General features: G+C 40.4%; 25 protein-coding genes and 1 pseudogene. 15 read left to right on the top strand and 11 right to left on the bottom strand.

Annotated elements, in window-relative coordinates; translation table 11 throughout:
- The first annotated feature begins 117 nt into the window (after positions 1-117).
- From MKY54_RS16460 to MKY54_RS16470, 3 genes are read left to right on the top strand one after another with little or no spacing between them, the layout of a single operon-like run.
- Positions 118-1,059: an iron ABC transporter permease gene (locus MKY54_RS16460; RefSeq protein ID WP_312149973.1), complete on the top strand. Its 942-nt coding sequence runs from the start codon at positions 118-120 to the stop codon at positions 1,057-1,059.
- Entirely contained in the window at positions 1,056-2,069 is a 1,014-nt protein-coding gene (locus MKY54_RS16465; RefSeq protein ID WP_339187140.1) for an iron ABC transporter permease, read from the top strand. The genes MKY54_RS16460 and MKY54_RS16465 overlap by 4 nt, the downstream gene beginning before the upstream one ends.
- A 9-nt stretch (positions 2,070-2,078) precedes the next feature.
- Entirely contained in the window at positions 2,079-2,936 is an 858-nt protein-coding gene (locus tag MKY54_RS16470) for an ABC transporter ATP-binding protein (protein WP_076126587.1), read from the top strand.
- A gap of 545 nt (positions 2,937-3,481) precedes the next feature.
- Here the strand turns inward: MKY54_RS16470 and MKY54_RS16475 are convergent.
- Positions 3,482-4,393: a YafY family protein gene (locus MKY54_RS16475; RefSeq protein WP_076126589.1), complete on the bottom strand. Its 912-nt coding sequence runs from the start codon at positions 4,391-4,393 to the stop codon at positions 3,482-3,484.
- Between the two features lie 99 nt (positions 4,394-4,492).
- Between MKY54_RS16475 and MKY54_RS16480 the strand changes: the two genes are divergently transcribed.
- The 3 genes from MKY54_RS16480 (at position 4,493) to MKY54_RS16490 (ending at position 6,415) form a co-directional block, all read left to right on the top strand.
- Positions 4,493-5,434 (top strand): alpha/beta hydrolase, encoded by a 942-nt coding sequence (locus MKY54_RS16480; RefSeq protein ID WP_076179403.1) that lies wholly within the window; start codon positions 4,493-4,495, stop codon positions 5,432-5,434.
- On the top strand, positions 5,410-6,000 hold the full coding sequence (locus MKY54_RS16485) for a YdeI/OmpD-associated family protein (protein ID WP_232061375.1): 591 nt from the start codon (positions 5,410-5,412) through the stop codon (positions 5,998-6,000). The genes MKY54_RS16480 and MKY54_RS16485 overlap by 25 nt, the downstream gene beginning before the upstream one ends.
- Before the next feature lie 226 nt (positions 6,001-6,226).
- The gene (locus MKY54_RS16490) at positions 6,227-6,415 is read left to right on the top strand and encodes an alpha/beta hydrolase (protein WP_053781983.1); all 189 of its coding nucleotides are present in this window, start codon (positions 6,227-6,229) and stop codon (positions 6,413-6,415) included.
- A gap of 20 nt (positions 6,416-6,435) precedes the next feature.
- On the opposite strand, the gene MKY54_RS16495 is transcribed toward MKY54_RS16490, so the two are convergent.
- A complete protein-coding gene (locus MKY54_RS16495; protein WP_339187145.1) occupies positions 6,436-6,771 on the bottom strand; it encodes a hypothetical protein in 336 nt (111 codons plus the stop codon).
- A gap of 328 nt (positions 6,772-7,099) precedes the next feature.
- On the opposite strand from MKY54_RS16495, the gene MKY54_RS16500 reads away from it, so the two are divergent.
- Together MKY54_RS16500 and MKY54_RS16505 are read left to right on the top strand one after the other, a co-directional pair.
- Positions 7,100-8,593: an SMI1/KNR4 family protein gene (locus MKY54_RS16500; protein ID WP_339187147.1), complete on the top strand. Its 1,494-nt coding sequence runs from the start codon at positions 7,100-7,102 to the stop codon at positions 8,591-8,593.
- 366 nt (positions 8,594-8,959) lie between these two features.
- The gene (locus tag MKY54_RS16505; protein ID WP_339187149.1) at positions 8,960-10,438 is read left to right on the top strand and encodes a serine hydrolase; all 1,479 of its coding nucleotides are present in this window, start codon (positions 8,960-8,962) and stop codon (positions 10,436-10,438) included.
- Positions 10,439-10,647: 209 nt separating this feature from the next.
- Here MKY54_RS16505 and MKY54_RS16510 read toward each other — a convergent pair whose 3' ends face one another.
- From MKY54_RS16510 to MKY54_RS16525, 4 genes are all read right to left on the bottom strand, one after another.
- A complete protein-coding gene (locus MKY54_RS16510; RefSeq protein ID WP_339187151.1) occupies positions 10,648-10,998 on the bottom strand; it encodes a DUF2178 domain-containing protein in 351 nt (116 codons plus the stop codon).
- Positions 10,988-11,227: a helix-turn-helix transcriptional regulator gene (locus tag MKY54_RS16515; protein ID WP_036677000.1), complete on the bottom strand. Its 240-nt coding sequence runs from the start codon at positions 11,225-11,227 to the stop codon at positions 10,988-10,990. Before MKY54_RS16515 ends, MKY54_RS16510 begins: the two co-directional genes overlap by 11 nt.
- Before the next feature lie 292 nt (positions 11,228-11,519).
- Entirely contained in the window at positions 11,520-12,089 is a 570-nt protein-coding gene (locus tag MKY54_RS16520) for an MFS transporter (protein WP_339187154.1), read from the bottom strand.
- Positions 12,090-12,223: 134 nt separating this feature from the next.
- A complete protein-coding gene (locus MKY54_RS16525; RefSeq protein ID WP_339187157.1) occupies positions 12,224-13,147 on the bottom strand; it encodes a 2-dehydropantoate 2-reductase N-terminal domain-containing protein in 924 nt (307 codons plus the stop codon).
- A gap of 148 nt (positions 13,148-13,295) precedes the next feature.
- Between MKY54_RS16525 and MKY54_RS16530 the strand changes: the two genes are divergently transcribed.
- From MKY54_RS16530 to MKY54_RS16560, 7 genes and pseudogenes are all read left to right on the top strand, one after another.
- Positions 13,296-13,847 (top strand): TetR/AcrR family transcriptional regulator, encoded by a 552-nt coding sequence (locus tag MKY54_RS16530; protein WP_339187159.1) that lies wholly within the window; start codon positions 13,296-13,298, stop codon positions 13,845-13,847.
- A gap of 408 nt (positions 13,848-14,255) precedes the next feature.
- Complete coding sequence (locus MKY54_RS16535) at positions 14,256-14,489, top strand: transcriptional regulator (RefSeq protein WP_076106729.1); 234 nt, start codon at positions 14,256-14,258, stop codon at positions 14,487-14,489.
- A gap of 272 nt (positions 14,490-14,761) precedes the next feature.
- The gene (locus MKY54_RS16540; RefSeq protein WP_339187162.1) at positions 14,762-16,261 is read left to right on the top strand and encodes a dienelactone hydrolase; all 1,500 of its coding nucleotides are present in this window, start codon (positions 14,762-14,764) and stop codon (positions 16,259-16,261) included.
- 524 nt (positions 16,262-16,785) lie between these two features.
- Positions 16,786-17,364, top strand: coding sequence for a TetR/AcrR family transcriptional regulator (locus tag MKY54_RS16545; protein ID WP_076133021.1), 579 nt, complete (start codon positions 16,786-16,788; stop codon positions 17,362-17,364).
- A gap of 161 nt (positions 17,365-17,525) precedes the next feature.
- Positions 17,526-18,224, top strand: a complete 699-nt coding sequence (locus MKY54_RS16550) for an SDR family oxidoreductase (protein WP_339187165.1) — start codon at positions 17,526-17,528, stop codon at positions 18,222-18,224.
- Positions 18,225-18,267: 43 nt separating this feature from the next.
- On the top strand, positions 18,268-19,350 hold the full coding sequence (locus tag MKY54_RS16555; RefSeq protein ID WP_076184865.1) for an alkene reductase: 1,083 nt from the start codon (positions 18,268-18,270) through the stop codon (positions 19,348-19,350).
- A gap of 80 nt (positions 19,351-19,430) precedes the next feature.
- Positions 19,431-19,734 (top strand): annotated as a pseudogene (locus MKY54_RS16560) (alcohol dehydrogenase catalytic domain-containing protein); the annotation flags it as partial.
- A gap of 582 nt (positions 19,735-20,316) precedes the next feature.
- On the opposite strand, the gene MKY54_RS16565 reads toward MKY54_RS16560, so the two are convergent.
- The 5 genes from MKY54_RS16565 to MKY54_RS16585 form a co-directional block, all read right to left on the bottom strand.
- Positions 20,317-20,850, bottom strand: coding sequence for a putative immunity protein (locus tag MKY54_RS16565; protein ID WP_081387607.1), 534 nt, complete (start codon positions 20,848-20,850; stop codon positions 20,317-20,319).
- A 15-nt stretch (positions 20,851-20,865) separates the two neighbouring features.
- On the bottom strand, positions 20,866-22,743 hold the full coding sequence (gene asnB / locus MKY54_RS16570) for an asparagine synthase (glutamine-hydrolyzing) (protein ID WP_339191214.1): 1,878 nt from the start codon (positions 22,741-22,743) through the stop codon (positions 20,866-20,868).
- A 147-nt stretch (positions 22,744-22,890) separates the two neighbouring features.
- Positions 22,891-23,829, bottom strand: coding sequence for an alpha/beta hydrolase (locus tag MKY54_RS16575; RefSeq protein WP_076218049.1), 939 nt, complete (start codon positions 23,827-23,829; stop codon positions 22,891-22,893).
- Positions 23,830-24,107: 278 nt separating this feature from the next.
- The gene (locus MKY54_RS16580; protein ID WP_036676956.1) at positions 24,108-24,320 is read right to left on the bottom strand and encodes a DUF896 domain-containing protein; all 213 of its coding nucleotides are present in this window, start codon (positions 24,318-24,320) and stop codon (positions 24,108-24,110) included.
- A gap of 62 nt (positions 24,321-24,382) precedes the next feature.
- Positions 24,383-24,799 carry a MarR family transcriptional regulator gene (locus MKY54_RS16585; RefSeq protein WP_248548678.1) on the bottom strand — a complete coding sequence of 139 codons (417 nt, stop codon included), beginning with the start codon at positions 24,797-24,799 and terminating at the stop codon, positions 24,383-24,385.
- Between the last annotated feature and the right edge of the window lie 131 nt (positions 24,800-24,930).

A 24,930-nucleotide genomic window follows, 5' to 3' on the forward strand; every position in this document is an offset into this window, starting at 1 on the left:
ATGACTATCAGTAGGTAAGGAAAGGAAAGCGTAATGAAAAACAAGCCTGAACAAAAACGCCGTGGGGCGGTGAATTTCACCATGTACATGGTGGTAGGGCTTGGATTAACGGTTCTCATGTCGGCGGCGTCGATTAGCTTCGGCGCCGCCGACATGAGGTTAGCGACTGCATGGGAGGCTATTTTCCGATTTGATCCAACGCTCACTGAGCATCAAATTATACAAACCCTACGTCTTCCGCGTACCGTAGCCGATCTGATCGTCGGATGCAGCCTTGCGGTATGTGGGGCTATTATGCAGGGAACGACGCGAAATCCGCTGGCTGACTCCGGGCTGATGGGCATCAGCTCTGGTGCAGCATTCGCGATTGCTCTTTGCCTGGCCTTTCTGCCGGGTTATTCGTATGGGCATATGATGCTGTTTGCTTGTCTGGGAGCAGCACTCGCGACCGGGATCACTTACTTCATCGCGTCACTGGGCAAGCGCGGGATGACGCCTCAGCGGCTGGTACTGGCAGGACTGTCCATCTCTATGCTATTTGGCGCACTCAGTCAGTATTTAGCGATCAATTATAATCTGGGTCGAGCATTAGCATTCTGGACGGCAGGCAGTACAGCGGGGGTTAAGTGGGGGGAATTGCTGATCATCTCACCGCTATTTGTTGGTGGTGTACTGCTGGCGCTGGCGCTATCTCCTTCTGTTACACTGCTCAGTTTGGGGGATGATGTGGCAAGTGGACTCGGTATTCGTAGCGGACTGGTCAAAGGTTTATCGACGATTATCGTGCTCGTGCTGACTGGATTGGCTGTTGTCTTAGTTGGTCCGATCGGGTTTGTTGGTCTGATTACCCCACATATTGTGCGATACATGGTCGGTGTCGACTATCGTTACATTATTCCGGCAGTTGCACTATATGGTGCGTTGCTGACCGTGTCGGCCGATCTGGCTGGCCGCTTGATCAATAAGCCGTTCGAAACACCGATTGGTATTATATTTTCTATCATTGGTGTGCCGTACTTTCTCTTCCTGGCTCGCAAGCAAAGGAGGGAATCTGAATGATCAAGCAGCGTTATACGGTGCAAAGGGGCATTATCGTCAATATAGTGCTTATGGTGCTCATCCTTATGTTTGCTGTCATTAGCATGAATTCTGGCAAAATGAATCTTTCACCGCTAGAAGTGCTGAATGTTCTCCTCGGAAACGGTACAGATAAGCAAAATCTGATCGTGTTCGATTTTCGCCTGCCACGAATCACACTGTCGATCTTGGTAGGTCTGGGAATGGGAGCGGCTGGGGTCGTGATGCAGAGTTTGCTGCGTAATGACATGGCTAGTCCAGGGACGCTGGGGATTAGTTCGGGATCGGGTTTGTTTGTCCTGTTCTTCGTCGTATTCATCGCATCGACAGGAAAGGGCTCCTTTATTGCCCTACCACTACTGGCCTTTGTTGGCGGATTATTGGCGGCGGGATTGATCTTCTTATTATCGTATCGCCGTGGGCGAGATATTTCGCCAATCGGTTTGATCTTAACCGGGGTCGCACTCGGAAGCGGGTATGAAGCGCTGACCACCTTCCTGACTCTCAAGCTGAATGATTCGCAGATGGATTTCATGCTGCATTGGCTGGCGGGAAGCTTATGGGGCGCTGATTGGCGTTATATTTCCGTACTGGCACCATGGGTCTTGATTTTACTCGGCTATATTTTCTACAAGTCTCGCATACTCAACACCCTCCATCTGGGCAATCAGACGGCAGAAGGGCTGGGTCTTGCCGTGAAGCGGCAGTTTTTTGGGTTGTCGGTCGCTGCGGTTGCTTTATCCTCTGGCAGTGTGGCCGTGGGCGGAAGCTTCTTTTTCGTTGGCTTGATCGCTCCGCATGTGGCAAGAAAACTGGTCGGGCCCGATCATAAATTGCTCGTTCCGGCTGCCAGCCTGACCGGAGGATTAGTCGTGGTGCTGGCTGACACGATTACGCGCACGGTTAGCTTGGGGGGAGATGTGCCGACGGGAATCGTCATTACGGTCATCAGTGTTCCGTACTTTCTTTATTTACTATCGAAGGCCAATTAGGAGGACGTCATGGAAAGTATTACAGCGCAACAAATCGATATTGCCTATAATGACACACTTATCGTACAAGAACTGGACTTGCAGATTCCGCGTGGACAGATTACCTCGATTATCGGTCCCAATGGATGCGGCAAATCAACCGTACTAAAGGCAGTTGGTCGGCTGCTCAAGACGAATAATGGTACGGTTTATCTGAATGGTGCCGATATCCGCACGCTGTCCACCAAGGAAGTGGCCAAGCAGATGGCGATTCTGCCGCAGACGCCGACCGCCCCAAGCGGTTTGACGGTCGGTCAATTAGTCGCCTATGGGCGTTTTCCACATCAACGGGGCTTCGGCAAGCTCTCCAAAGAGGATAAGCAAGTAGTAGCCTGGGCCCTATCGGTTACACAGCTTACAGCGTTTGAGCATCGTGAGGTCGATACGCTATCTGGCGGTCAGCGTCAGCGCGTATGGATTGCGATGGCGCTCGCCCAGCAAACCGATCTGATCCTGCTGGATGAACCCACCACCTATCTGGACCTGGCGCATCAGCTTGAAGTGCTGGAACTGCTCTATGAACTAAATCGCAGTCAACAGGTGACGATTGTGATGGTGCTGCATGACCTGAATCTGGCAGCACGCTTCTCCGACTATATGGTGGCGATTCGTGAGGGTCAGGTGGTGGAGCATGGTTCGCCAGAGCGTGTAATGACGGTACGGACGCTGCGTGAGGTATTTGCCATTGATGCCGAGATTATGCTGGAACCACGAACAGGGCGACCGGTGTATGTGACGTACGAGCTCTTGCGTGATAATCGTAGAGAACAAGGTGTGGATCAAGGATTCCCAAAAGCTAAGGAACAGAAGGAGGCGATTGCCACTTGAAAACCGCATGGCGTGTCCTGCGTGCCCACGGAAATACTGGTGCAGTTAGGCATTGGATTTGCCGGTGTCATGATAGCCACGATTCAACGAGTATAGCCTTTGGTGTAGCTTCCACAAGCAACTAACTCCATGAAAGTGGGCTAAGGCTTGTTGCAGAGGGGAGAGATAATAATAAATAACAACATATCCTAAATTCAAAGCCGCAGGTAACTAGCTTGCGGGCTTTTTTTATTATTCAGAGCACTAGATTACGTGATTAATTTGAGAGAACCAGTATATATAACTCTAAATGAAGCAAGGAGGACTATTGAAGGTATCAGAGGAATGCGCAACAAGCAGATTGCCCGGAAACTGCAGATGGGGACCGCAACACAGCAGTTGAGAAGATTAGCTGGTTCAGACTCAGGCGCACAATCACAATAGAATCTAAACGTGGCTGAAATCTTGGAACAGATGTATCCCACGGTGAAGACAAATCGGGCTGAACCGTACCATAAATAGGGTGAAAAGTTGAGTTGAAGGTTGAAGCTTTAATGCTAAATATATCAGGAATAGTTCTCCATCATTTGATATAAATAATTTCGAAAGTCTTCAACATAGGTTTTGGGCTCTACAACTTTTAGATGAGTGCCGAAGCTTGCTAAAAGTTGAAATCCCATACGATTTTGTGGGACATAAATGGTTGCTAATAAAAATCCAGAATTATGGTCTTCAATACTTCTTCGACCATACCTTTCGATGATTTGATCTTTTATGCTAGGCGATATCCAGGCCTTAATCGTGACGAATTCAGGTAGATAATTTGCTTCGTGTACTTGCTCTGACCAATCGTCTCTAGGATGAAACGCGCGTTCATCCATAGTAATATGATCGATCCGAGATAACTTGAAAGTTCGATATCCCTGTCGATGTAAACAGAATCCTTTCAAGTACCAACTCGATTCGCTAAAATGCAGCTCATAGGGCTCGACCATTCTATTCGTTACAGCCCCGTCCTTATCTGTATAATCAAACGAAACCAGCCTCTTTTTTGAAATGGATTCTTGATATGTCTTTAAGGTTTCAAGAATCTCGGACCGACCTTCCCAATCATAAAACGACAGTTGAATGGAACGATTTAGAGACAATGGACTAACCATTGCCTCTATTTTTTTTATCGTTCTTTCAACTTCTTCAGTACGGAGGATTTGTTCCAATCCGCCGAGCGCAGTTAATATATTCTGTAAATCGGAGCTGCTTAAAAGGCGTTTATCAACCTTGTATTCATCCATTATGCCGTAGCCCCCTTTGACCCCATTGACAGAGTAGATCGGGATGTTCGATAAGCTCAATGTTTCCATATCGCGAAGGATCGTTCTTTTGGAGACATTGAATAGTTGTGAGAATTCCGTTGTAGAAACAACCTCTTTTTTCAGCAATATCATGATAATCGAAATGAGTCTCTCCACTTTGTCCATAATTGCCCTCTTTTTTTACATGATTTCAGAAAGGTGACACCTAGATGTCACCTTTTATTCATTATACTACAAGTATCACAAGAAGGAGGTTTTAATTCAATGTTTAATCCAATCGATTTTCCCAAGCCCACCCTTATTTCAGCCAACGGTGTGGAACTCGAAGTGTTTGAAGCAGGCCGAGAAAACGCAGGAAAACCTATTGTACTCTGCCACGGCTGGCCAGAGCATGCCTTTTCTTGGCGCCATCAGATGGACGCACTTGCCGCAGCGGGCTACCATGTCATCGTCCCCAACCAGCGGGGTTACGGCAACTCATCCCGTCCGACCGAAGTAACAGACTATGACATTGAACACTTGTCGGGTGATCTCATCGCGCTTCTCGATCACTATGGATACGAGGACGCTACCTTTGTCGGTCATGACTGGGGTGCATTCGTCGTTTGGGGACTGACCTTGTTGCATCCAAACCGCGTCAATAAAGTGATAAATCTGAGCTTGCCTTACCAAGAGCGTGGAGAAAAACCCTGGATCGAGTTCATGGAAGAAATACTTGGCGGCGATTTCTATTTCGTCCACTTCAATCGACAGCCAGGCGTCGCGGACGCCGTATTCGAAGACAATACATACAGGTTCCTTCGCAACCTGTACCGGAAGAACGAGCCTCTCAGAGCACCTGAGCCAGGTATGGCGTTGATCAATCTCGCCAGAGCAGAAACACCGCTCGGTGAGCCCGTATTGAGCGAAAGCGAGCTGGCTGTTTACGTCTCCGCTTTTGAAACATCAGGGTTCACGGGCAGCATAAATTGGTACAGGAACCTTGACCGCAACTGGCGCTTATTGGCGAAAGTGAACCCAATCATCCAGCAGCCGACCCTCATGATCTACGGCGACCGGGATGTGGTTGCGAAGTCTGAAAACCTGACAAAGTTCGTGCCCAATGTGGAAGTGGTCAATCTGGATTGCGGTCATTGGATCCAGGAAGAAAAGCCGGAAGAAACAAACCAAGCGATTTTAAAATGGCTGGAACAATGGGAGATGTAGTTTTTTTCAACAACCAAGAAGAGTTTAACGATTGGTTAGAAGAACATCATGCTGAAGCTAGTGAAATTTGGGTGGGCTATTTTGGGATAAGTACAGGTCGTGCAAGCCTTACTTGGTCTGCATCAGTAGATGCCGCTCTTTGTTTTGGGTGGATTGACGGTATACGAAAAACCATTGATAAACAAAGCTATAAGATTCGCTTTACTCCGCGCAAAGTAAATAGTGTATGGAGTGCTGTGAACGTAAAGAAGGTAAAAGCACTAATACAGTTTGGAAAGATGAGACCAGAAGGAATGCACGTCTTTAACAACAGAACCGATGCACAAGGCTATTCCTCTGAACAAAGAAACGTGGAACTTGCCAAAGAATATGAAGAACAAATCAAGGCAAATCAAACAGCCTGGCTATTCTTCACTAATTTATCACCATCCTATAAAAGAGATTCAATCTGGTGGGTAATGAGCGCCAAGAAAGAAGAAACACGATTAAGAAGGCTTGGAATATTGATCGCTTCATCTGAAGAAGGGCTAAAATTTCAACATTGCAAAAAATATATTACAGAATAAGGAAATATAAATAACAAAAGAATGGTTAAAAGGATTTTTGGTACTGCATAAATCTGGGTCTATTGTTTCCCTGATCTATAGGAGAGAGGAGCTACTGTATTTCTCAATCAATTAGGGTTTAATTCTCATCAAAAGTCAGAACGTTTTAAATGCGAGGCATAAATCAAATCGCTAAATGAAGAAGGGATGAAACAGCTCATCCAAAATCGCAACCCCCTTCATTTTCATGGTACAGCCGACCCTCATGATCTATGGTGACCGGGATACGGTCCAGAGGTCTGAAAACCTGACAAAGTTCGTGCCTAATGCAGAAGTGGTCAATCTGGATTGCGGTCATTGGATCCAGCAAGAAAAGCCGGAAGAAACAAACCAAGCGATTTTGAGATGGCTGGAAGAGCAGAATGATGCTGAATAGAGTCGCTTAGCAAGCAAAACTTAGAAAAACAATAAGGACACCCAAACAGGCAAGGTCATTAAGTTAAGCTCAAAGGTAAGAACGGGAATAAAAATGGAATTCAAAACGGCATGGGAAAGCCCCGTGCCGATCGCTGTCAATACGAGTCCTGAATGAACTTCATTAACAATCTCTTGAATTTCAAGTACTGTCCATGGAGATGTCTCGTCCACGCTCAATGCATAATCAACATAGGTTAAGTTCGACGGAGTAACATCTGTTACTCCAGTAGTGTCAAATATTGAGTGGTCAGGCGCATCGCCAGCTTGCTGAACGTAGTAAGCATTAATCGTACCCAACGCGGCTTGTGGAGACAATGGTGCAGGTGTTTGTGTAGGTGTCTGCGTTCTATAGATGTTACGCTGAACCGTACCATTAAATAGGGTGAAAATTAGTTGTGAATGAAGTTTATATAGAGATAAAATTAACCCCTAAGATGACTCTTAGTTTTTTTCATATGACTTAATACAACAATATTTACAAATTCATGATACGATATTGCTAAATCGGGAAATAGATGCTCCATATGTAAGATAGAATTAATTATTTATGGAACTGTTGAAGATGAATCATAACAAAATGATAGATGATCAACCAAGGATGTTTACTGAAACTATTATGACTCTGTAGAAGGGGGGCCACTATATGTCATTAGCTAATAAAAAAGAAGAGTGTTTACTTATCGAGACATTAAAATCGCATATACCAAATGTAGAGGAATTACTGAATCCAGCAGTTGAGGAATCAGAAATAAATCTTTTCGAGAGCAAGATGAACTGCAAATTTCCAGAAGATTTCAGAAAGTTATACATGAATTCTAATGGAGAAGGAGAGCAGATTTTTGGCGTTATGGCTGGTCTTGGTTGGATGAACATTGAATCGATAGTAAGTAACTGGAAGTCCCTTTTGGAATCAGCTTACGATATTATATCCAGCAAATCAGATGTAATAAAAGACGGGAACTACAGAGAAGGCTGGATTCCTTTTGCTGAAGATGGTGGTGGCTCATTTTTGGCAATAGATTTAGACCCCGGAGAAAAGGGCGTTTATGGGCAAATTATCACGATAGATCATAATTCTCATTTTTCCTATGTTATTGCAGAAAGTTTGGGACATTTCTTTGAATTTATCGATTCGAGTCTCAGAAATAGTAGTATTGGTATTCGTGAAGAAGAAGATGTAATCATATTATCCCGTGAAAGTGGAAGTTTGTTAGATGATATTTTGGCTTTGACTAATTTGAATATCGAAGAGAACAGCCTTATCCCTGTAAGCGGATTTTGGGAAGAGTATTTTAAAGACGATGTTGAAAGTGGTTTTGTATCTTCAAAAACATTGAAAAAAAAGAGACTGGTATTTATTAGAGCGGATCAAGCTCAAAAATACGGAGCAATATCTTTGGATATTTTAACCCATATGGTTAATCTTAAAGAACTTATTATACATGCGGATGAAATTACTAATTTTGATGTACTTCAACGCTTGGCTTCTTTAGCAGAACTTGTGATAGGATCAGAAGCTTTTAAAGAGTCTGATTTGAAGTACTTGGTTTCTTTAGATGGGTTAAGGAAGCTAACATTAATAGGACTTCCATTAAAAGATATACATACACTGAAAGATATAAAGAAATTAAAGAGTTTGAGATTATGTAGAATGAACTCAATTGATAGGGGATTAATAGGAACTATAAAAAATTTGAAGGAACTAAGTTTAGAAGAAATGGAGGTTGGCGACCTGCTTTATATTTCAAACCTTAGTAAGTTAATAAAACTAGAGCTCAAACAAGTGACAATACCACATTTATCATTCTTAAAAGCTTTAAAAAATCTAACGGTTTTTGAGACAGATAGCTGTGCAATAGATGAATCACATATAGAGGTTATAGGAGAATTGAAGAAATTAAAGCAGTTCACTTATCCGGTTGGAGATTTAACAATACTCAAAAATTGTATGAGTCTAAAGCAGATTGGAGTAGATGCATCAAGACTTAAAGGTTTGGAGGAAATTTCAGACTGTAATATAGTCGATATAACTATATTTCATGCAACATCGAAAGAGAACGCGAAGTCCGTAGTTGCGGAGTTTAATAAATACTTTAAACTTCAGTCATATGGATGGCAGGTAACATGGAAAGATTAATGAAGCTTGCCTACACTGAGCTTTATCAAAATAGGGTGAAATTTTTATAAAAGAAAGGAGACTAGCCATTTTGGTTAGTCTCCTTTCTTTTTGCCGTTAGACCAACGCTGATACCTAATAAAATAGTAATGATGAAGCAGAAAAATTGTAGACATAAGATTTAAACCATTGACCTTTCCGCTAAGTAATCAGAGGGGTCTTTTTTGCGAAACAAGAAATAATATACATGGGTCTGTGAATTTTACAATAGTAATCCAATCATTGAACGTCTAGCATTAAGTATAATGGAGCGACGCATTAGGCAGATAAGGCGTACTACTGGTTGTTTATATTATCCTCGCTTAATTTACTCGAAATGGAGAGCTTATGAAAAAGACTATTGTTTGTGTAATAGCGATACTTATAGTATTCTCAGGATTCGCAACACAAAGTTATGCGGCGTTGTCAGATACGCAATCTGCGGCAATACACGCGTTGCTGGATGATGCCCGTCGTATATCAGGTGTGCCGGGAATGTCAATCTCGATACTAGCTGATGATGAAATTTTCTACTTTTCTTCCGGGTATGCAGACCGTGAAAGTGGGTTGTCTGCAAGTGAGAACACACTATATGAACTGGCCTCGGTCAGTAAAGCCTTTACCGGCATGGGTATTCTGCTGTTGGAGGAACAAGGGCTGCTGTCAATGACTGACACTGTCCAAAAATATTTACCTTGGTTTACGTTAAAGTATCAAGGAAAACCTGTTGATATGCAAAGCCTTACACTCAATAACTTTCTTCACCATACTAGCGGCCTAACAAATGGTAAGCATTCTCAAAATATTCCACAAGGCAATACACCAGATTTGCTGCAAAAGACTGTGGAAATGCTGGTAGATGTTGAGTTGGCGTTCCCTCCCAGTGAACAGTACAACTATGGGACCGTTAATTATGACGTATTGGGTTTGGTTATTGAGATTGTGTCGGGACAAAGCTATGAAGACTTTATGAGGGAACAGGTATTTCAGCCGTTAGGTCTTCACCAGACGTATGTTTATAAAGAAGATGCTCAAGCCACCGGACAGTTGGCACAGGGCTACCGTTCTTCCTTTTTTATGACAACTCCATATAACGCGCCGGATTATTCCGGGAATAAACCCGCAGGCTACATCATTTCTTGTACAAAGGATATGGCGCGTTGGATGGGCATACAGATGGGTATTGTGAAGGACATACCCGAAATATTCCATACGGTTATCGAAAAATCACATCAGGGTGATATGTCTGTTCCGGCTGTCAACGAAATGTATTATGCGGCGGGCTGGACGGTAAACGCCAACCAAACGATTATAGAGCACCCCGGGGGAAATCCTAATTTTGGAACCGAAGTGATCATACTGCCAAATGAACGAACAGCCGTCAGCTTGCTGACCAACGGTGCAAATATCAATAGAAGCATGGTACTAAAAGTTAAAGCTATATTAGACGGCAATCTAACGCAGTCATATGAAATAAGCGGCACACAGCTTTTGGACATCATTTTATCGTCTACCACAATTATTTTTTGCCTATTGGCCGTTCTGTTCTTTCTCTTAGGATTACGCAGAAGAAAAATGAATGGGCGGCAGCCAATGACAAAAAAGCGAATAATCGTAACAGCTATTTTGCTGATGGCTACGATTGCCCTGTGTATAATGTGCTGTGCATTAGATTGGCCAACGATACTTATTTGGCAAACATATAGTGTTCTTACAGTCTTGATTTCTTCAGCATTATTAACAGCAAGCATTACATGGTTTGTATACACTCAACGGTATAATAGTCTCATAAGAGGCGGGGCAGAGCGCGGTTTTTTTGATTTATAAATACATGTTCTTGTCGCGATCAAAGGACAAGAACATGTAACCATTGCCGCTAGAAGCAGAGGGGGGAAGGAACATAAAAGGATATTTTTGATTTTAGCAATTTATTTTACAACCCGATTGCACCTATTGAACTTCCATACCACTTAGTTAGCATATTTATCAACATTGTCTAATCCCCATCCTTAGCTGGTCCTCGCTCTGACCCTTCCTTACGACAAATCCTTTTTATACTGGATGGCCATGTAAATTCCACCAGCTAAAAACGCTAGCGTATATTTGAACAAGAAAAAGATGTTCCACATATACTCTTTAGGAAAAATCATGTCACATAGAATAATTGTCAACAGCATAAAGTAACTGCTTTTCAAAAAGATTTTATTTGTCCGTTCATCGTCTTGCCCAATCTTCTTATAAAATACATAGGTAAAAATCGCACTACCCATGAGCAGTAAAAAACCTACTCCAATGAGAATATTCCAATTTCCCGTAGATTGCTCAGCCCAGGACTTTAAAGGGTGAAAAATTGCGTTATGGATATCAGAAATAGACTTAATTTTCATTTTGATCATTTCCTTTCAAATAAGTAAAAACATCGTTTACATCAACATTAAAAAAATCGGCAATTCGAAAAGCCAATAGCAGAGTCGGCACATAATTTCCTTTTTCCATTACGAAAATGGTTTGTTTGGAAACCCCGACTTTCTCTGCTAATTCTTGCTGAGACATTCTGGCAAGTACACGATATTCATAAACCTTATTGGATATCGAATCACCGAAATCTTTCTTCATGACCATCACCTCTTGAATCAAATTATAAACTGATTTTTAACAAATGTAAAGTATACTTATACTTCGTTACATAATCCATTTATTTTTACCTGGACTACTTTTATTTAACAAAAGCCAGAATGCAGAAAAAACCTGACGAAATTCATGATTCCGCCTGGTTCACATATCGATCTAATGTAATTTATGGTTTTTGGTGGTGCATTTTATGATTTTCAGTGGTGCAAATCGATGAATGATTGCCACGATCGTGCAAGAACAATTCACAGTCAATAGCAGACGGATGGCAATCGGATTACTTAACGGATCTGGGATGGACGAAATCCATGCCTTTTAGCACACCAGGCAACAAACAGAGCAAGAAGGTATTGATAGGCAGCACGATATCCACACCTTGCTTCCCCGCAGCCTGAGCAAGTGCTGTCTGCAACAATGTTGCCGCACCACCGAATGTCAGCCCCCACAGCGCAACAGAAATGAAGATAATAGTACCATGCTCACTCCAAAGTCCTAGTACAAGAGATATCAGAGCAAATCCGGTAAGACTGATGAGAACCAACGGACGCAACCAACGATCAATGAAAATCCCAATCACCCAGATTCCCACCAGTGCCATAATTCCAAAACCAAGCAGAACCTGTCCGAGATAGGGTTCAAGCCCCATATCATCCAGGAAAGGAGAGATATAGGTATACAAAATATTATGAGCCAGCATCCAGGCAAGAACCACAACCAAGATAGGAATCACCCCAGGTGTGAGTAAAACTTTGAATACTGAAATGCGTTTATCAGCCGACTGTCCCGGATAATAAAGCAGCGACAGTCCAAGACTTGATAAATAAAGTCTTGGACTGCCGCTGTTCAATTATCATTTCCCGGTAGTTTATTCAAGGATGCTACGAAAAAACTATATATTTAGATTTTCATATTCAGATTAATGCCTGATTGAAGGATTTAATGAAAATAAATTAAAAAATACCATACTATTTTAACAAAAAATTACGGAACATGTATTTCCGATTTGATATCATGTTGACTTAAAAATTTCATTAAATCATTACTCAGCTGTACAATCTCATTGTTAGCATTATTCGCATAATCCGGCAACATCATATCCCTAACCATCTTAGTTCGTAGCCATGTCATAAAGAAGAGATCCAAAAATAAGTTTGGAAATTTAAGCACCATTTTAAGTATTGGAGGATCAATTAAAACGCCCGCTTTTTGTATTTCCCTAAGATACGCTTTTAAAGTGACTGTTATTTTGCGTGCCGTCTTTCTGGTTCTGGCTGTTTTTTTGTCAATAATCTTATTCTCAGAATGCAAAAAACTCAACATGGCAATATCTGATACGGAATGTGTGATTAGATACGCTTGCATATCTTTTTTAATAACGTAGGGAAGCTTTGCTGTTTTAAATAGTTTTGCGAGGTTTTCTATGCGTTCTGTCGCTACACCATTAATTTCTCCAAATGCAGTTGCCGCTATAAACTTTGGTAGAAATCGCGCATGTAATACTCCATCTTTAATCTGTCCGCCGAAGCCGGGAAAAGCTGGTATAAGTCTATCCCCTACGATATCCAGCCACGAAGAAAATCCAATTGAATTACTAATCATCGTAACTATATTTTTGCTTTGATTATCTTTTAGCGCTAACAATGCTGATTCGGACCGATCATAACGAACAGTAACGAAAATAAAATCGTATACATCGTCATTTTCGAGCGTATCCATGACATTCACTTGTATCGATCTAACTGTACCTTTTTCTATATACTGCAGGCCATTTTCTCTTAATGATGTATATCTATTCGAATGTGCAAACAGGCTAACGTCAAACCCTGCTTCAATAAGCTTAATTGCGTACATGCTCCCGATGACACCTGCACCAAAAATTAAAATTCTATCTTGTTTTGCTGACATATAAACCACCCCAACTTATTAATATTCCCTTTGGATTATCCGACAACGTGTTGTATGATGTGATTATAAATCTTCATTATTCCTTGATCAACCATCAGTTTTTTATGATTTGTCGGATGGTATTCTTATTCACCAGTAGGAGGGAAACATGAAAAAGCAACCCCAAATAACGGAGAAAACAAAACAAAAGTTTGTAGAAGTTTTTTGTGAGTTATATAGCCAAAAGCCGATTGAGAAAATTTCGATTCAGGAAATTTCGAATAAGTCAGGATATAACCGCAGCACCTTTTATCAATACTTTACTGACATTTACGAATTGTTAGACTCTGTTGAAAATGACCTATTGAATGAAATGAAAAAAGAATTGGCAAATAAAGAGCTATCGTTGGATACGGTTCAAGACACGCTCTATTGTCTGGATAAAAAAGAACATCTCCTGGTTCTTAATGCCCTTTTGGGTGATTATGGAAGTGTCCGTTTTTTAAAACGCTTAAAAAAAGAAATCGCTTTGAATCAATTAGAATTAAACGTTCCGCAAAACCAATCACTAACGCCATACTTCATTGAGTTTTACCTGACAACTGCTCTTTCTTTGTTTCGTCTTTGGCTCCAGCGTCAAAAGGATTTATCGTCAGAAGAATTTTTCAAGTTAGTGGAGAACCTATATTCAAGAGGGTTTACGCCCTATATTAAAGAATGAGTCTGTCATTCAAACCAAATCCATATGTTCTATAACAATAAAAAAGCGCGCATAAGCTTGTTTACACAATATACTCCATAAAAACTGACCTAACTTACTCTTAAGGTGGACGATGTTATAGACCACGAGATGGGGCGTTATTGCTTATATATGCACGGAGTGAGAGATATGAACATCATTAATCAATATAGCAATGAGGATTTAGCAGATTTTCTACACAGTGCTATTATGCATCATTAATCTCAATTGTGAACAGGAAAATTGGGCTGAAAATAGGAAAACCTCAGATTGAACTAACAGGAAACATGGGGAACTTCATCGTTATAGGACCCTTTATGAAGTATATTCATGCTGGCAATGGACAACGCTTAAGGTTAAGTATTATCTTATGCGGGAGGTCATCACTTCTTGAAATTTGAACTAGGACGTTGCTTACTGAATGAACGATTGATGGAATCCGGGAAGTCAGCGGAATGGCTGGCAAAAGACTTGCTTTTTAAACCGGAACGAGTTTACGACTTTATTGAAAACAAAAGAGTGATGCCACTCAAAATTGCCATATCGATCGCCGATTCCATCGGTTGTGATGTTCGTGCCTTGTATGAATTAATTCCGAATGATAATGAAGTAAAGGGAGATTAATGGAATAAGTGGTAGGTTGCATTAAGACTACGAATGTGATCCATTAAGCTAAGATAATGGGAAACGATAACTCTATCAAAATAAGAAGGCAGCCGGTCAAAAGATCGGCTGCCTTTTTATTAAGCTAATAAGCAGTTTACAGAAACGAAACTGATACATTTTGGATTCAGAAACCGTCTTTATACTGAAGCAGCAAAAGGAGGGGGGTTAGGCTAGCTAGGCAGGAATGATTGGAACAAATGAAAATGAATTTTTTTTAAAGGAGACTTGAGATGAGATTGTTTGAATTATTGCTATATTTGTCAAACATCAGTTTATTTGTATTAACAGTTGTATTAAAAAAAGGTCAGCGTATTATTCCAGTATTCGTTGCAAGCGGGATCGCCGCAGTTTTGCTGGTCATTCATTGGACGGTAGAAGGATACAGAGTGCAGCTGTTTTTCCCATATTGCATAACGGTCTTTTTTTTAGCCATTTCAGGTTATAGTTATTTTAAAAAAACCAGTTTTCAAAAAATCCCTCGATTCCTGTTGGGTTCAGCTTATACCGCTATAGCGATCATGCTGGTCGGAACAGCTGTTCTCATGTATGCTTTTCCTGTATTTAAACTCCCTGAACTGACAGGGGAATTTAAGGTAGGAACGCAAACGTTTCATTTTGTGGATACCAATAGAGAAGAGATTTTTGATAAAGCAAGAGAGGGTAAAAGAGAATTGATGGTTCAGGTATGGTATCCGACTCAAGCTGGTAGTGGCAAGCGAACTGCTTTTATTCCCGATACGCGGATTTTAAGTTATATGGCCGCAAACTATGGTCTTCCCGGGTTTACTTTTCAACACCTGAAGTACGTATCCAGTTATGCATATTCGGAGGCGGAAATCTCTACGGCACAGACTTCATACCCACTGATCCTTGGGAATCCCGGCAACGGCTCTTCTAGATTCCTCCACACTTCGCAAGCCGAATATCTCGCGAGTCACGGATATATCGTGGCAATGATCGACCACACCTACAACACATTTGCAACCGAGTTTCCGGACGGTCGAATCACGACCAGCACAACCAACGACTTATTCTCGCCTGACCATAATTATCGGACGGAAAGCAGAAATCGCGACAAGTTAGGGAAAGTTTTAACCGAAGATGTGGTGTTTGTGCTGGACCAATTCGAGCTTATCCAATCGGGGCAGATTCCAAGTCATCTAAAAGGCTGGATTGATCTCGACCATGTCGGGGTGTTCGGTCATTCTATCGGCGGAGCAACGGCTTATGACGCTTCTTACGATCCGCGAATCGCGGTTGGCATAGATCTGGATGGAGGGCTTTATCGTCTGCGTGAAAGAGAGAGACTGCGAAAGCCGTTTTTGTTCCTCAACTCGGAAAGCTATTTCGAAAAATTAAAAATGGTGATGGATAACCGGGTCTACACGGATGCAGAAATTAACCGTATGGGCTCAACCATAGAGTGGGAGGATCAAGTAACGGAAGATAAAAAGTTGGAGCTTGAACGGATGCGCAAAGCGGTCGACGAAGGGGGACAAGTCCTCTATATCGAAAATACGGAGCATTTGAATTTTACCGACGTACAGTTCATTTCTCCGATTTTCAAAATGCTGGGCATTACAGGAAAGATTGAGCCCGATAGAGCGGACTCTGTTACCAATACCTATATGCTGAATTTCTTCGATATGTATCTGAAAAATCAAGACGGAATCTTAATGAAAGGACCAGATAGCCGCTTTCCGGAGGTGAAGTTCGTAACCTCGCTATAAATTACGGAGCAGGTTAATAAGATTGCAGTTATTTTTGACTGAAGCAACATCATTACGCTTATGGGGAACGATCAATCCATACACGATCGCAGCCGTCTAGATGATCGGCTGTCTTTTTATTAAGCTAACGGCCACCCGTTAACTTTACCCTTTTAAGTACCGTAGCCGAAGTAGACAATCTTCTTGTCCACCGACATGTATATAACGAACTGTCCAAAGACACAAAAGTGCCAACATAAGCTACTCGACAAAAGCTTGTTAAATCAGGCTTTTCTTTTTTTTATGTAGGTACATTTGTGTCAAAAAAATGCACAAATGTATCTACATTGTGGTTTATTGACTTAAAGTTACCTACATAGTCGCGCTATGATGGGGAAGGGATCCGTTCGGAGGTAAGTCACCACAGACCAGTCGGAAGGAGTGAAGAAGAAAGCTAAGAGAGCACATCGTCAACAGTGATTAGAAAATCTATTCTTTACCGATCGTTCTTAATATGTTACATTTACTATTAGGGAGGGAATCGAATGGCAAGAAGCAAAGAATTCGAAGAGAACGAAGTATTAGATAAGGCGATGAAGCTTTTTTGGGAACAGGGTTACGAGAAGACATCTTTGACAGATCTTGTAGAGCATATGGGAGTTCATCGAAGAAGTTTATATGACACATTTGGCGACAAGCATACGCTGTTTTTGAAAGCCATGGACCGTTTTCGCGATAAAGTGAATGCTGAGCTTTCAAGAGAAGTTAAACGTTCCAAGACTGCAACTGAGGCACTTCAGCTTATCTTTAGTTTCATAATAAATGGTGAAGAAGATTCGCCCTCAGGCTGTTTGATGGTGAATTCAGCGGTGGAATTAGCAATGCGCGATGCCAATGTGGATTTGAAGTCCATTGAATCGTTCACATTATCAGAGAAGCTGCTCAAAGATATTATTCTGTGGGGCCAGCAGGATGAAGAATTTAGCTTGGATTTCAATGCCGACGATCTAGCGGAACATCTGCATTCTGTTTTTGTGGGATTAAGGGTAATGACTAGGACCTCAGTGCCTAAAGAAAAATTACATCGAATAGCCGATTTATCAATTAAACTTTTATATAAGTAATTATTATTTAAATATAATTGCTTATGCATATTCTAGAATGATTGTTCTCATAACTGAGTCTTGTCTCGTTTAAAGATCTCTTTAAACGATCCTTCTTATATGTTTTTTAGAATGATCATTCCCATATAGTGAATAAACGATGAATAAAAGGAGTAACAAAAATGATAATTTCTGAACAAGTAGCATTTGTCACTGGAGCAAATCGAGGTTTTGGCCGCCATCTCACGCTGGAGCTTTTATCCAGAGGGGCTAAGGTTTATGGTGGTGCAAGAAATCCGGAAACCATTAACATTCCAGGCGTTATACCAGTAAAGCTTGATATTACCAACACTCAAGAAGTTGAAGCAGCTGTTATCCTCGCTAAGGACGTGACGCTTTTAATCAACAATGCAGGCTCAGCTACTGGCGCCACTTTGCTGGACGATGAGGTAGAAAAAATACATTTGGAGTTTGATACGCATTTCTTCGGTACGCTGTCCATGGTTCGTGCTTTTGCACCAATAATTGAAAAAAATGGGGGAGGATCTATTTTAAATGTTCTTTCCGCATTATCTTGGTTTAGTTCAGGAACTGTAGGTGCTTATTCAGCTGCAAAGGCTGCAGAGTGGGCATTGACGAACGATTTACGTTTAAATCTATATCCTCATAATATAAGAGTATCAGGATTACATGTGAGCTTTATGGATACAGACATGACAACCAGCTTAGAAGTCCCCAAAGCAAGCCCTGCAGATATCGCAAAAATAGCTATTAATGGCATAGAATCTGGCAGCTTTGAAATTATTGCTGATGATAACAGCCGAATGATACAAGGTGGACTTGCAGGTGGCGTTCCTGCACTGTACCCTCATCTTTCTTAATAACAATTTCATTTCTAATTTAATTCATAAAGGGGAATAATAAATGAACAAATTGTGGAGTAATACGAAAATTGGAAATATGGAATTACCTCATCGTTTAGCAATGGCACCTATGACACGTAGTAGAGCACAGAAGGACGGCACACCTGGAGAACTAAGCTCTCTTTACTATGCTCAGAGAGCATCAATGGGATTAATTATTAGTGAAGGTACACAACCATCTGATGATGGTCAAGGTTATTTAAATTCACCTGGCATCTATACTGAAAAGCAAATAGAAGGTTGGAAAAAGGTTACGGATGCGTTGCATGAAGCAGGTGGCTTTATGTATATACAATTAATGCATGTGGGCCGTATATCGCACCCCGACAATACTCCGCATCATCGACAAGCAGTTGCACCTTCTGCGATCGCACCTGGTGTAGAAATGTTTACTGCTAAAGGCATGCAGGAAATACCCGTCCCACGAGAGCTAAGTGAAGAAGATATTCAAAATACTATTGCAGACTTCCGAAGAGCAGCTGCAGCAGCTATTAAAGCAGGTGCTGATGGGGTTGAAATTCATGGAGCCAACGGTTATCTAATTAATCAATTTATTAGTGAAAATTCTAATAAACGAATCGATAAATACGGTGGATCTGTGGAGAACCGTGCTCGGTTTGCAATTGAAGTAACAAGAGCAGTCGTTGAAGAAATTGGAGCAGAAAGAACCGGTTTCCGTATTTCACCAGGAACACCTCTTGGTGGGATTGTTGAAGGCGCACAAGGACCAGAGGTTTATCGCCATCTTGTAAAAGAATTAGCTAATTATAATTTAGCATACCTCCATGTGATGCATTTAGGGAATGAAATACTGCTCCATGAAATTCGTTCAATTTGGACAAATCCATTATTGGTCAATCGAGTAGGGCGGGCACTTGAAGATATTAGTGTAGATATTGATAGTGGTACTGCTGATGTCGTACCAGTCGGTATCTGGTCTTTAGCTAATCCGGATTTTGTGGAACGACTAAAAAAAGGAACACCTTTAAATGAAGTTGATCCTAAAACATTATACTCTGGTAACGGAAGCTCAGGTTATACAGACTACCCTAGAATGGAAGAATTAAAAACTCAACATCAATAAGAATATGTGGAATCACAACTGGCGTACAACTGAAAATTGTACGCCATAAAATTTTCAAATGGAGAGGAAGCTGGCAGAACATGAGAGCTGCTCAAATACAATACTCAAAAGAAATTCATTTGGAAATAAACAATGTTAAGATACCGGAAATCGATAATCGTGAGGTACTCATTAATTTTAAATGGCAGTATCCGAATGATTACTGATTATGATTTCCCATTAACATTAGGTAATGAACTATCTGGTGTTATAGAAGCATGTGGTAAAGATGTTGTTAATTTTCAGGTTGGTAACCGAGTTTATACGAGGTTGCCGGTGAATAAAATAGGAGTTTTCGCTGAATATGTGGCGGTCAAAGATGAAGCTATATTTAAAATGCCTAAATATCGGATTAACTCGAACTTGTATCTCGAATATAAATTGACTGAATTAGAACAACATAAAAAATCCGTAGGCTATTACCTAATAGATATAGTATTTTTAATTGAAGAATTTTTTTGAAGATAGATTTTTTGTTATCATTATAGGGAGGATGACATCTATATTTATGTAGGCAACTTTGTGTCATTGTACACTTAAAAGAATCAGTTCAGATAAGGGATAATATCAAACCTTAGACATATGTACAAAATACGGGTTTTGTGAGGAAGTAGTGTATAAATTAAAGGAACCAACCAATTTGATCCAAATTATTGCCAATTTACTGTCTATTAATGATTATCTAATCAATGTTCAAACCTGTTCAAAATAGCTGCCCTTTCCTAAGCAATTGATTCTTATTTAGTAATCGTATTATCTAAAACGAGTATTAAGCTTTAAAGCTCATCAAGTCTCGCATAAAACTTTAAGTACTAATAATGTTTTATTGTTTGCATTAGATTACATAACTCTCGATTATATAAAAAGTTAACTTTTCCCATTATTTAACTTTTAGAATCATCCTCATACATGTTCATCTTTAAACCTTCAATTACAAAGTAACTCTTCAGCTATCCTTAATTGTCTTTCCCGTTCTTTAGTAGCTGCCTCTGCAACTGAAGAATGATCTGATATGTAATTCACCAGTTTTACTGCATAGTCACTGCAAACCATAGCGTGTCCTCGCATATGTCCAGTTGCAATGGCTTGTGCAAAAGAACGGGCAGCATACTTACTAGCCTCGGTTGTGGACTCTTTGGCTAATTCATTGACAATAAATCCAACTTTTCTTAAGTCAAAGGCTCTAATCTCACCAGTTATACGCTTTTCTAGCGTTTCTATACCTAAATCAATCCGCGGGTCATTTACAAGCTGCTGGACCAGATGATCCAGGTGCTCAACTGCTACTTTCAAAGCCCATTTGGCCAGAAACTTCTGCGGCAGCTCTTCAAGCGTTTCTTCAAGCCGATTTCTTAATTCATGGTTATCTACAATCTTTATCTTTGGACTAGTATAAGTAAACATGTTAGTTTCTCTTAATTGCTGTTCATGTTTATTCCATGCATATTCCTCAATATTCAACGAATCACTCCCCCATTACAACACGGCACTATTTAATTGCTTCAGATCTTCTTTTATAAAAAGAGTGTACCATACTGAAAAAATGTAAATTATCCATATTCTACGCGAATAGTCGCCTTTATTACTCCGATGCTGGGCAAACATCTCTTCGATGATATTCATATTGAATATTTCTTCAATGCCACTATAGCGTATTTGTTCAAACATTATATCTGAAATTGGAGTTTTGAGCCAATCACGAATGGGCACGGGAAATCCTAGTTTCGGGCGATTCACAATAGCTTCCGGAACGATTCCTTCCATAGCTTTACGCAAAGCAAGTTTTGTTGTTTTTTGCCCAATCCGATTGGACACAGGTATTTTACTAGCCGTTTCAAAAACCTCTTTATCTAAAAACGGGACTCTTAATTCTAATGAATGTGCCATGGACAGCTTATCTGCTTTTGATAAAATGTCTCCAGGTAACCAAAAATTCAGATCAATAAACTGCATTCTTGTCGTAGGGTCTAGGTGAGCTGTCTTATCATAAAAAGGCTTAACGATATCCATGGGATGTAAAAAGCTATTCTGAGCGTGTACCGATTCGTGAAGCAAGTTCATTTTACCGCTTTTGTTAAAAATATTAGCATTACCGAAAAAACGCTCTTCTAAAGGTGTCAGACCCCGAAGTAAATAATTTTTGCCATAAAAATGATAGGGATATACAGATAATGATTTTCGTAACGAATCCTTTATGAAGTTAGGCATCCAGGTTATCGGTCTTAATGCATTTGGCTCTCTATAGATTCTATACCCTCCGAATAATTCGTCAGCGCCTTCCCCTGATAGGACAACCGTTACATGTTCTTTGGCAAGCTGGTTTAGATGATAGAGTGCAATAGCGGAAGGGTCTGCAACAGGCTCATCTAGATGCCAGACCGTTTTCGGGATACTTTCAAAAAAGTCTTTTTGCGATAAAATGTGAAAATAATGATCTGTCCCCAGTTTGGCTGCCGTTTGATTTGCAATGATTGTTTCATTGTTCAGCCCTTCAAATCCAATCGAAAAGGTTTTTGTTGATTCTTCTGCTCTCATCATTGCAGCTATTGCGGTGGAGTCAATTCCACTGGATAAAAAACATCCTCTATCCACATCACTTTGTAAATGAAGATTTACAGACTCTTTCAATTTCCACTGAATTTCTTCGGCATAGTCTGCTAAAGATCGTTCTACCGGTTGAAAATGGGGTTCCCAATATTTCTCGATCTTCATTTCACCATCCGAGTTAACAAATAATCGCTCCGCAGGTCCTAATTTATGAATGTGTTCAAACATCGTATCAGGATGCGGGACATACTGAAAAGTTAAGTAGCTGAATAAACTTTGATATTGAAGCTTTCTGGGTACCCCTTGCACTGCAAGTATGCTTTTAATTTCCGAAGCAAATAAAAGATTATTTTCGTCTTTGTAATAATAAAAAGGTTTGATCCCGAAATGATCTCTAGCAGCAAAAAGAGATTGTTCCTTAAGATCCCAAATCGCAAAACTAAACATTCCACGTAAATGATGGACACAGTCCTTGCCGTATTCCTCAAATAAATGCACAATGACCTCTGTATCTGATTGCGTCTGAAAGTGATGTCCTTTTAGCTTTAACTGATCTCGTAGTGTTTTATAATTATAGATTTCACCATTAAAAACAATCCAAAGGGTACGATCTTCATTCGTCATCGGTTGATTACCATCACGTAAATCAATTACAGACAATCTGCGAAAACCAAGTCCAATGTGAGAATCGAGCCATACTCCCTCATGATTGGGGCCTCGGTGATTCATAACCCCTGTCATTTGTTTTAAGGTTTCTTCCTGTGGTGGCTGTCCATTATATTTTAATATTCCTGCTATTCCGCACATACTATGGTAGTCCTTCCTATAATAAAGATTAGGATATAGAGTGCCCATAATTGCTTTGATAAATTTATCATTTTTTTCTAAAGGATTCACTTATTTGAAAATACAAAAAAAGAAAAGCCTGTATTAGCAGGCTTTTCTCATCCATTCTTACTTTATCTCTCCCATAAAGCTTCTAAAGTTCTCGACAATGTCTTTAGATCGGGTATGGTGCAAATAATGCTCCCCATCAAGCAACATCAATTTCCCGTGTAAGGAGTCTTTAATCTGTTCTTTATGCAGGGATTCCCAGCCTGGAACATCCGTATTTTCTTTCACTAGGAAGAAAATAACAGGAAGATCTTTAGGGAAATTTAATGTTTCCGTGGCTTTGAAATTACTTTTAAAATGCTCTGCTTCGCTGATGATATTTGGATTCATCATGTTTTTAAGTGAAATCATTCTATTTTGTTCTTTAGTTTCCTCATCATCACTTGGTGTAACGATTTGGGCTGGATTAAGCTTTACCAGCAATCTCATAAATCCTGAGTTTTTAAGCAGCTTATAGGTTCCTGATGGAAATTCTTCATCGTTGCCCCCTTGTGTGGGTACGCTGCTGTCTATGCCTACGAATGCACTAACCTCGTTTTCGTATTTGTTCACATAGTCCAGTCCGTAAATTCCCGCTATAGAATGTCCCATCAGAATATAACGATCTATCTTTAATTCTTGTAAAGCTTCATGAAGCTCACTCACGATATTGTCGACCGTTCGTTCTTTTGTGGTGACATCGCTTAGTCCATAACCAAACGGCTCAACTACTACAACTTTATAGAAAGGAGTCAGTTCATCTACAAGTGGTTTGAAATCAATTACGGGTGATGCGGTTCCAAACCCTGGGAGTAACACGACTGTTTCCTTGCCTTGCCCTTGTATGGTAACATTCATCTTTTTCCCGTCGACAGGTACAAGCTGACCATAGGGTTCTATTTTTCCTTTCTCCACTTTATTGCTGATCACATTGACTGTAAAAACGATGACCAGAAAAAGTGCTATGAGTATGACTATAGCGACTATTACTTTAAGTAAAATTAATAATGTTTTTTTCATACTTTCATTTCCTTCCTTGGTGTTTCTTTTAGTTTCTCCAACTTCTGCACCCCTTCATGTTATCCCTTATCTTTTGTCTATTTCATTCTAACAATCCAGTCTTAGATCCTGTGTAACGCAAGTTTAATTGATTCTTAACTTTCAACAGCTCCTAATGATAACGAATTAAGCTTCTGTTAAGATTTATATAACAAAAAACACCTCTAGATATCCGTCGATCAGCCATAGGCTAATCTAACGTTATCTAAAGGTGTAGTTTCCACTTATTAGTTCATTGATTATTTACGCGCTGCACGAAGCTTCTCAGGGGTTACGTCATTTCCATCCGGATCTAAAATTGTCACTCCAGAAAGACTGTTACGAACTTGTCCACGAATTTCACGTAGATAGTCTTCACGCAATGCGATCTGTTCAACCCATTCGCCTTGTGTCAAGCCTACTTCACGTTCTTTCTTAGCTAATTCATTGATGCGAGTCAAACTTGTAATCATCTATGTTCCTCTTTTCTTAGTTTTAATTAGCTTACTAACGGTTATGGCGATTAGTTCCAGATTCAAGCTAAATTATCGGCCATTTGTTTCATAAGTCTTCTTAATAATAAACGTTCTTCAGGTATAATTCCGGCTAGTAATTTATCCAGCTGTTTGTTCCAGATCTGTTCCACAGGTTCGCAGAGATTACGTCCGGCTGGGGTTAGATACACTCGGCTAACTCTGCCATCTTCAGAATCTCTTTTTCGAACAACAAACCCATGATTTTCAAGAGATTTCACCATATTTGTTATGGTTGGAGGCTCACAATTCAAGCGTTCACTTAGCTGTATTTGTGTCATTCCATCTGTTCTCCATAACCGGCATAATAACTGTTCTTGACCCACATGAAGATTAAGTTCTCTAAGCAGTTCTGCATAATCTCTACGCATTTCCGCTGATATTCTATCCAGTAGTTCCCTTATCTCATCTTCTATCACAGATATTTCCTCCGTACTGCCTTACAAATTACTTAGCAAGCTAATAATATCACGATTTATTAAAAATTTCAAATAAATGTCCGTAACATTCATCCTGTTTGCTGACCAAACCATTAAAAAAGGAGTAAAAC

This window comes from Paenibacillus sp. FSL P2-0121 (assembly GCF_037975345.1).
In the GTDB taxonomy this organism is placed as follows: domain Bacteria; phylum Bacillota; class Bacilli; order Paenibacillales; family Paenibacillaceae; genus Paenibacillus_AQ; species Paenibacillus_AQ odorifer.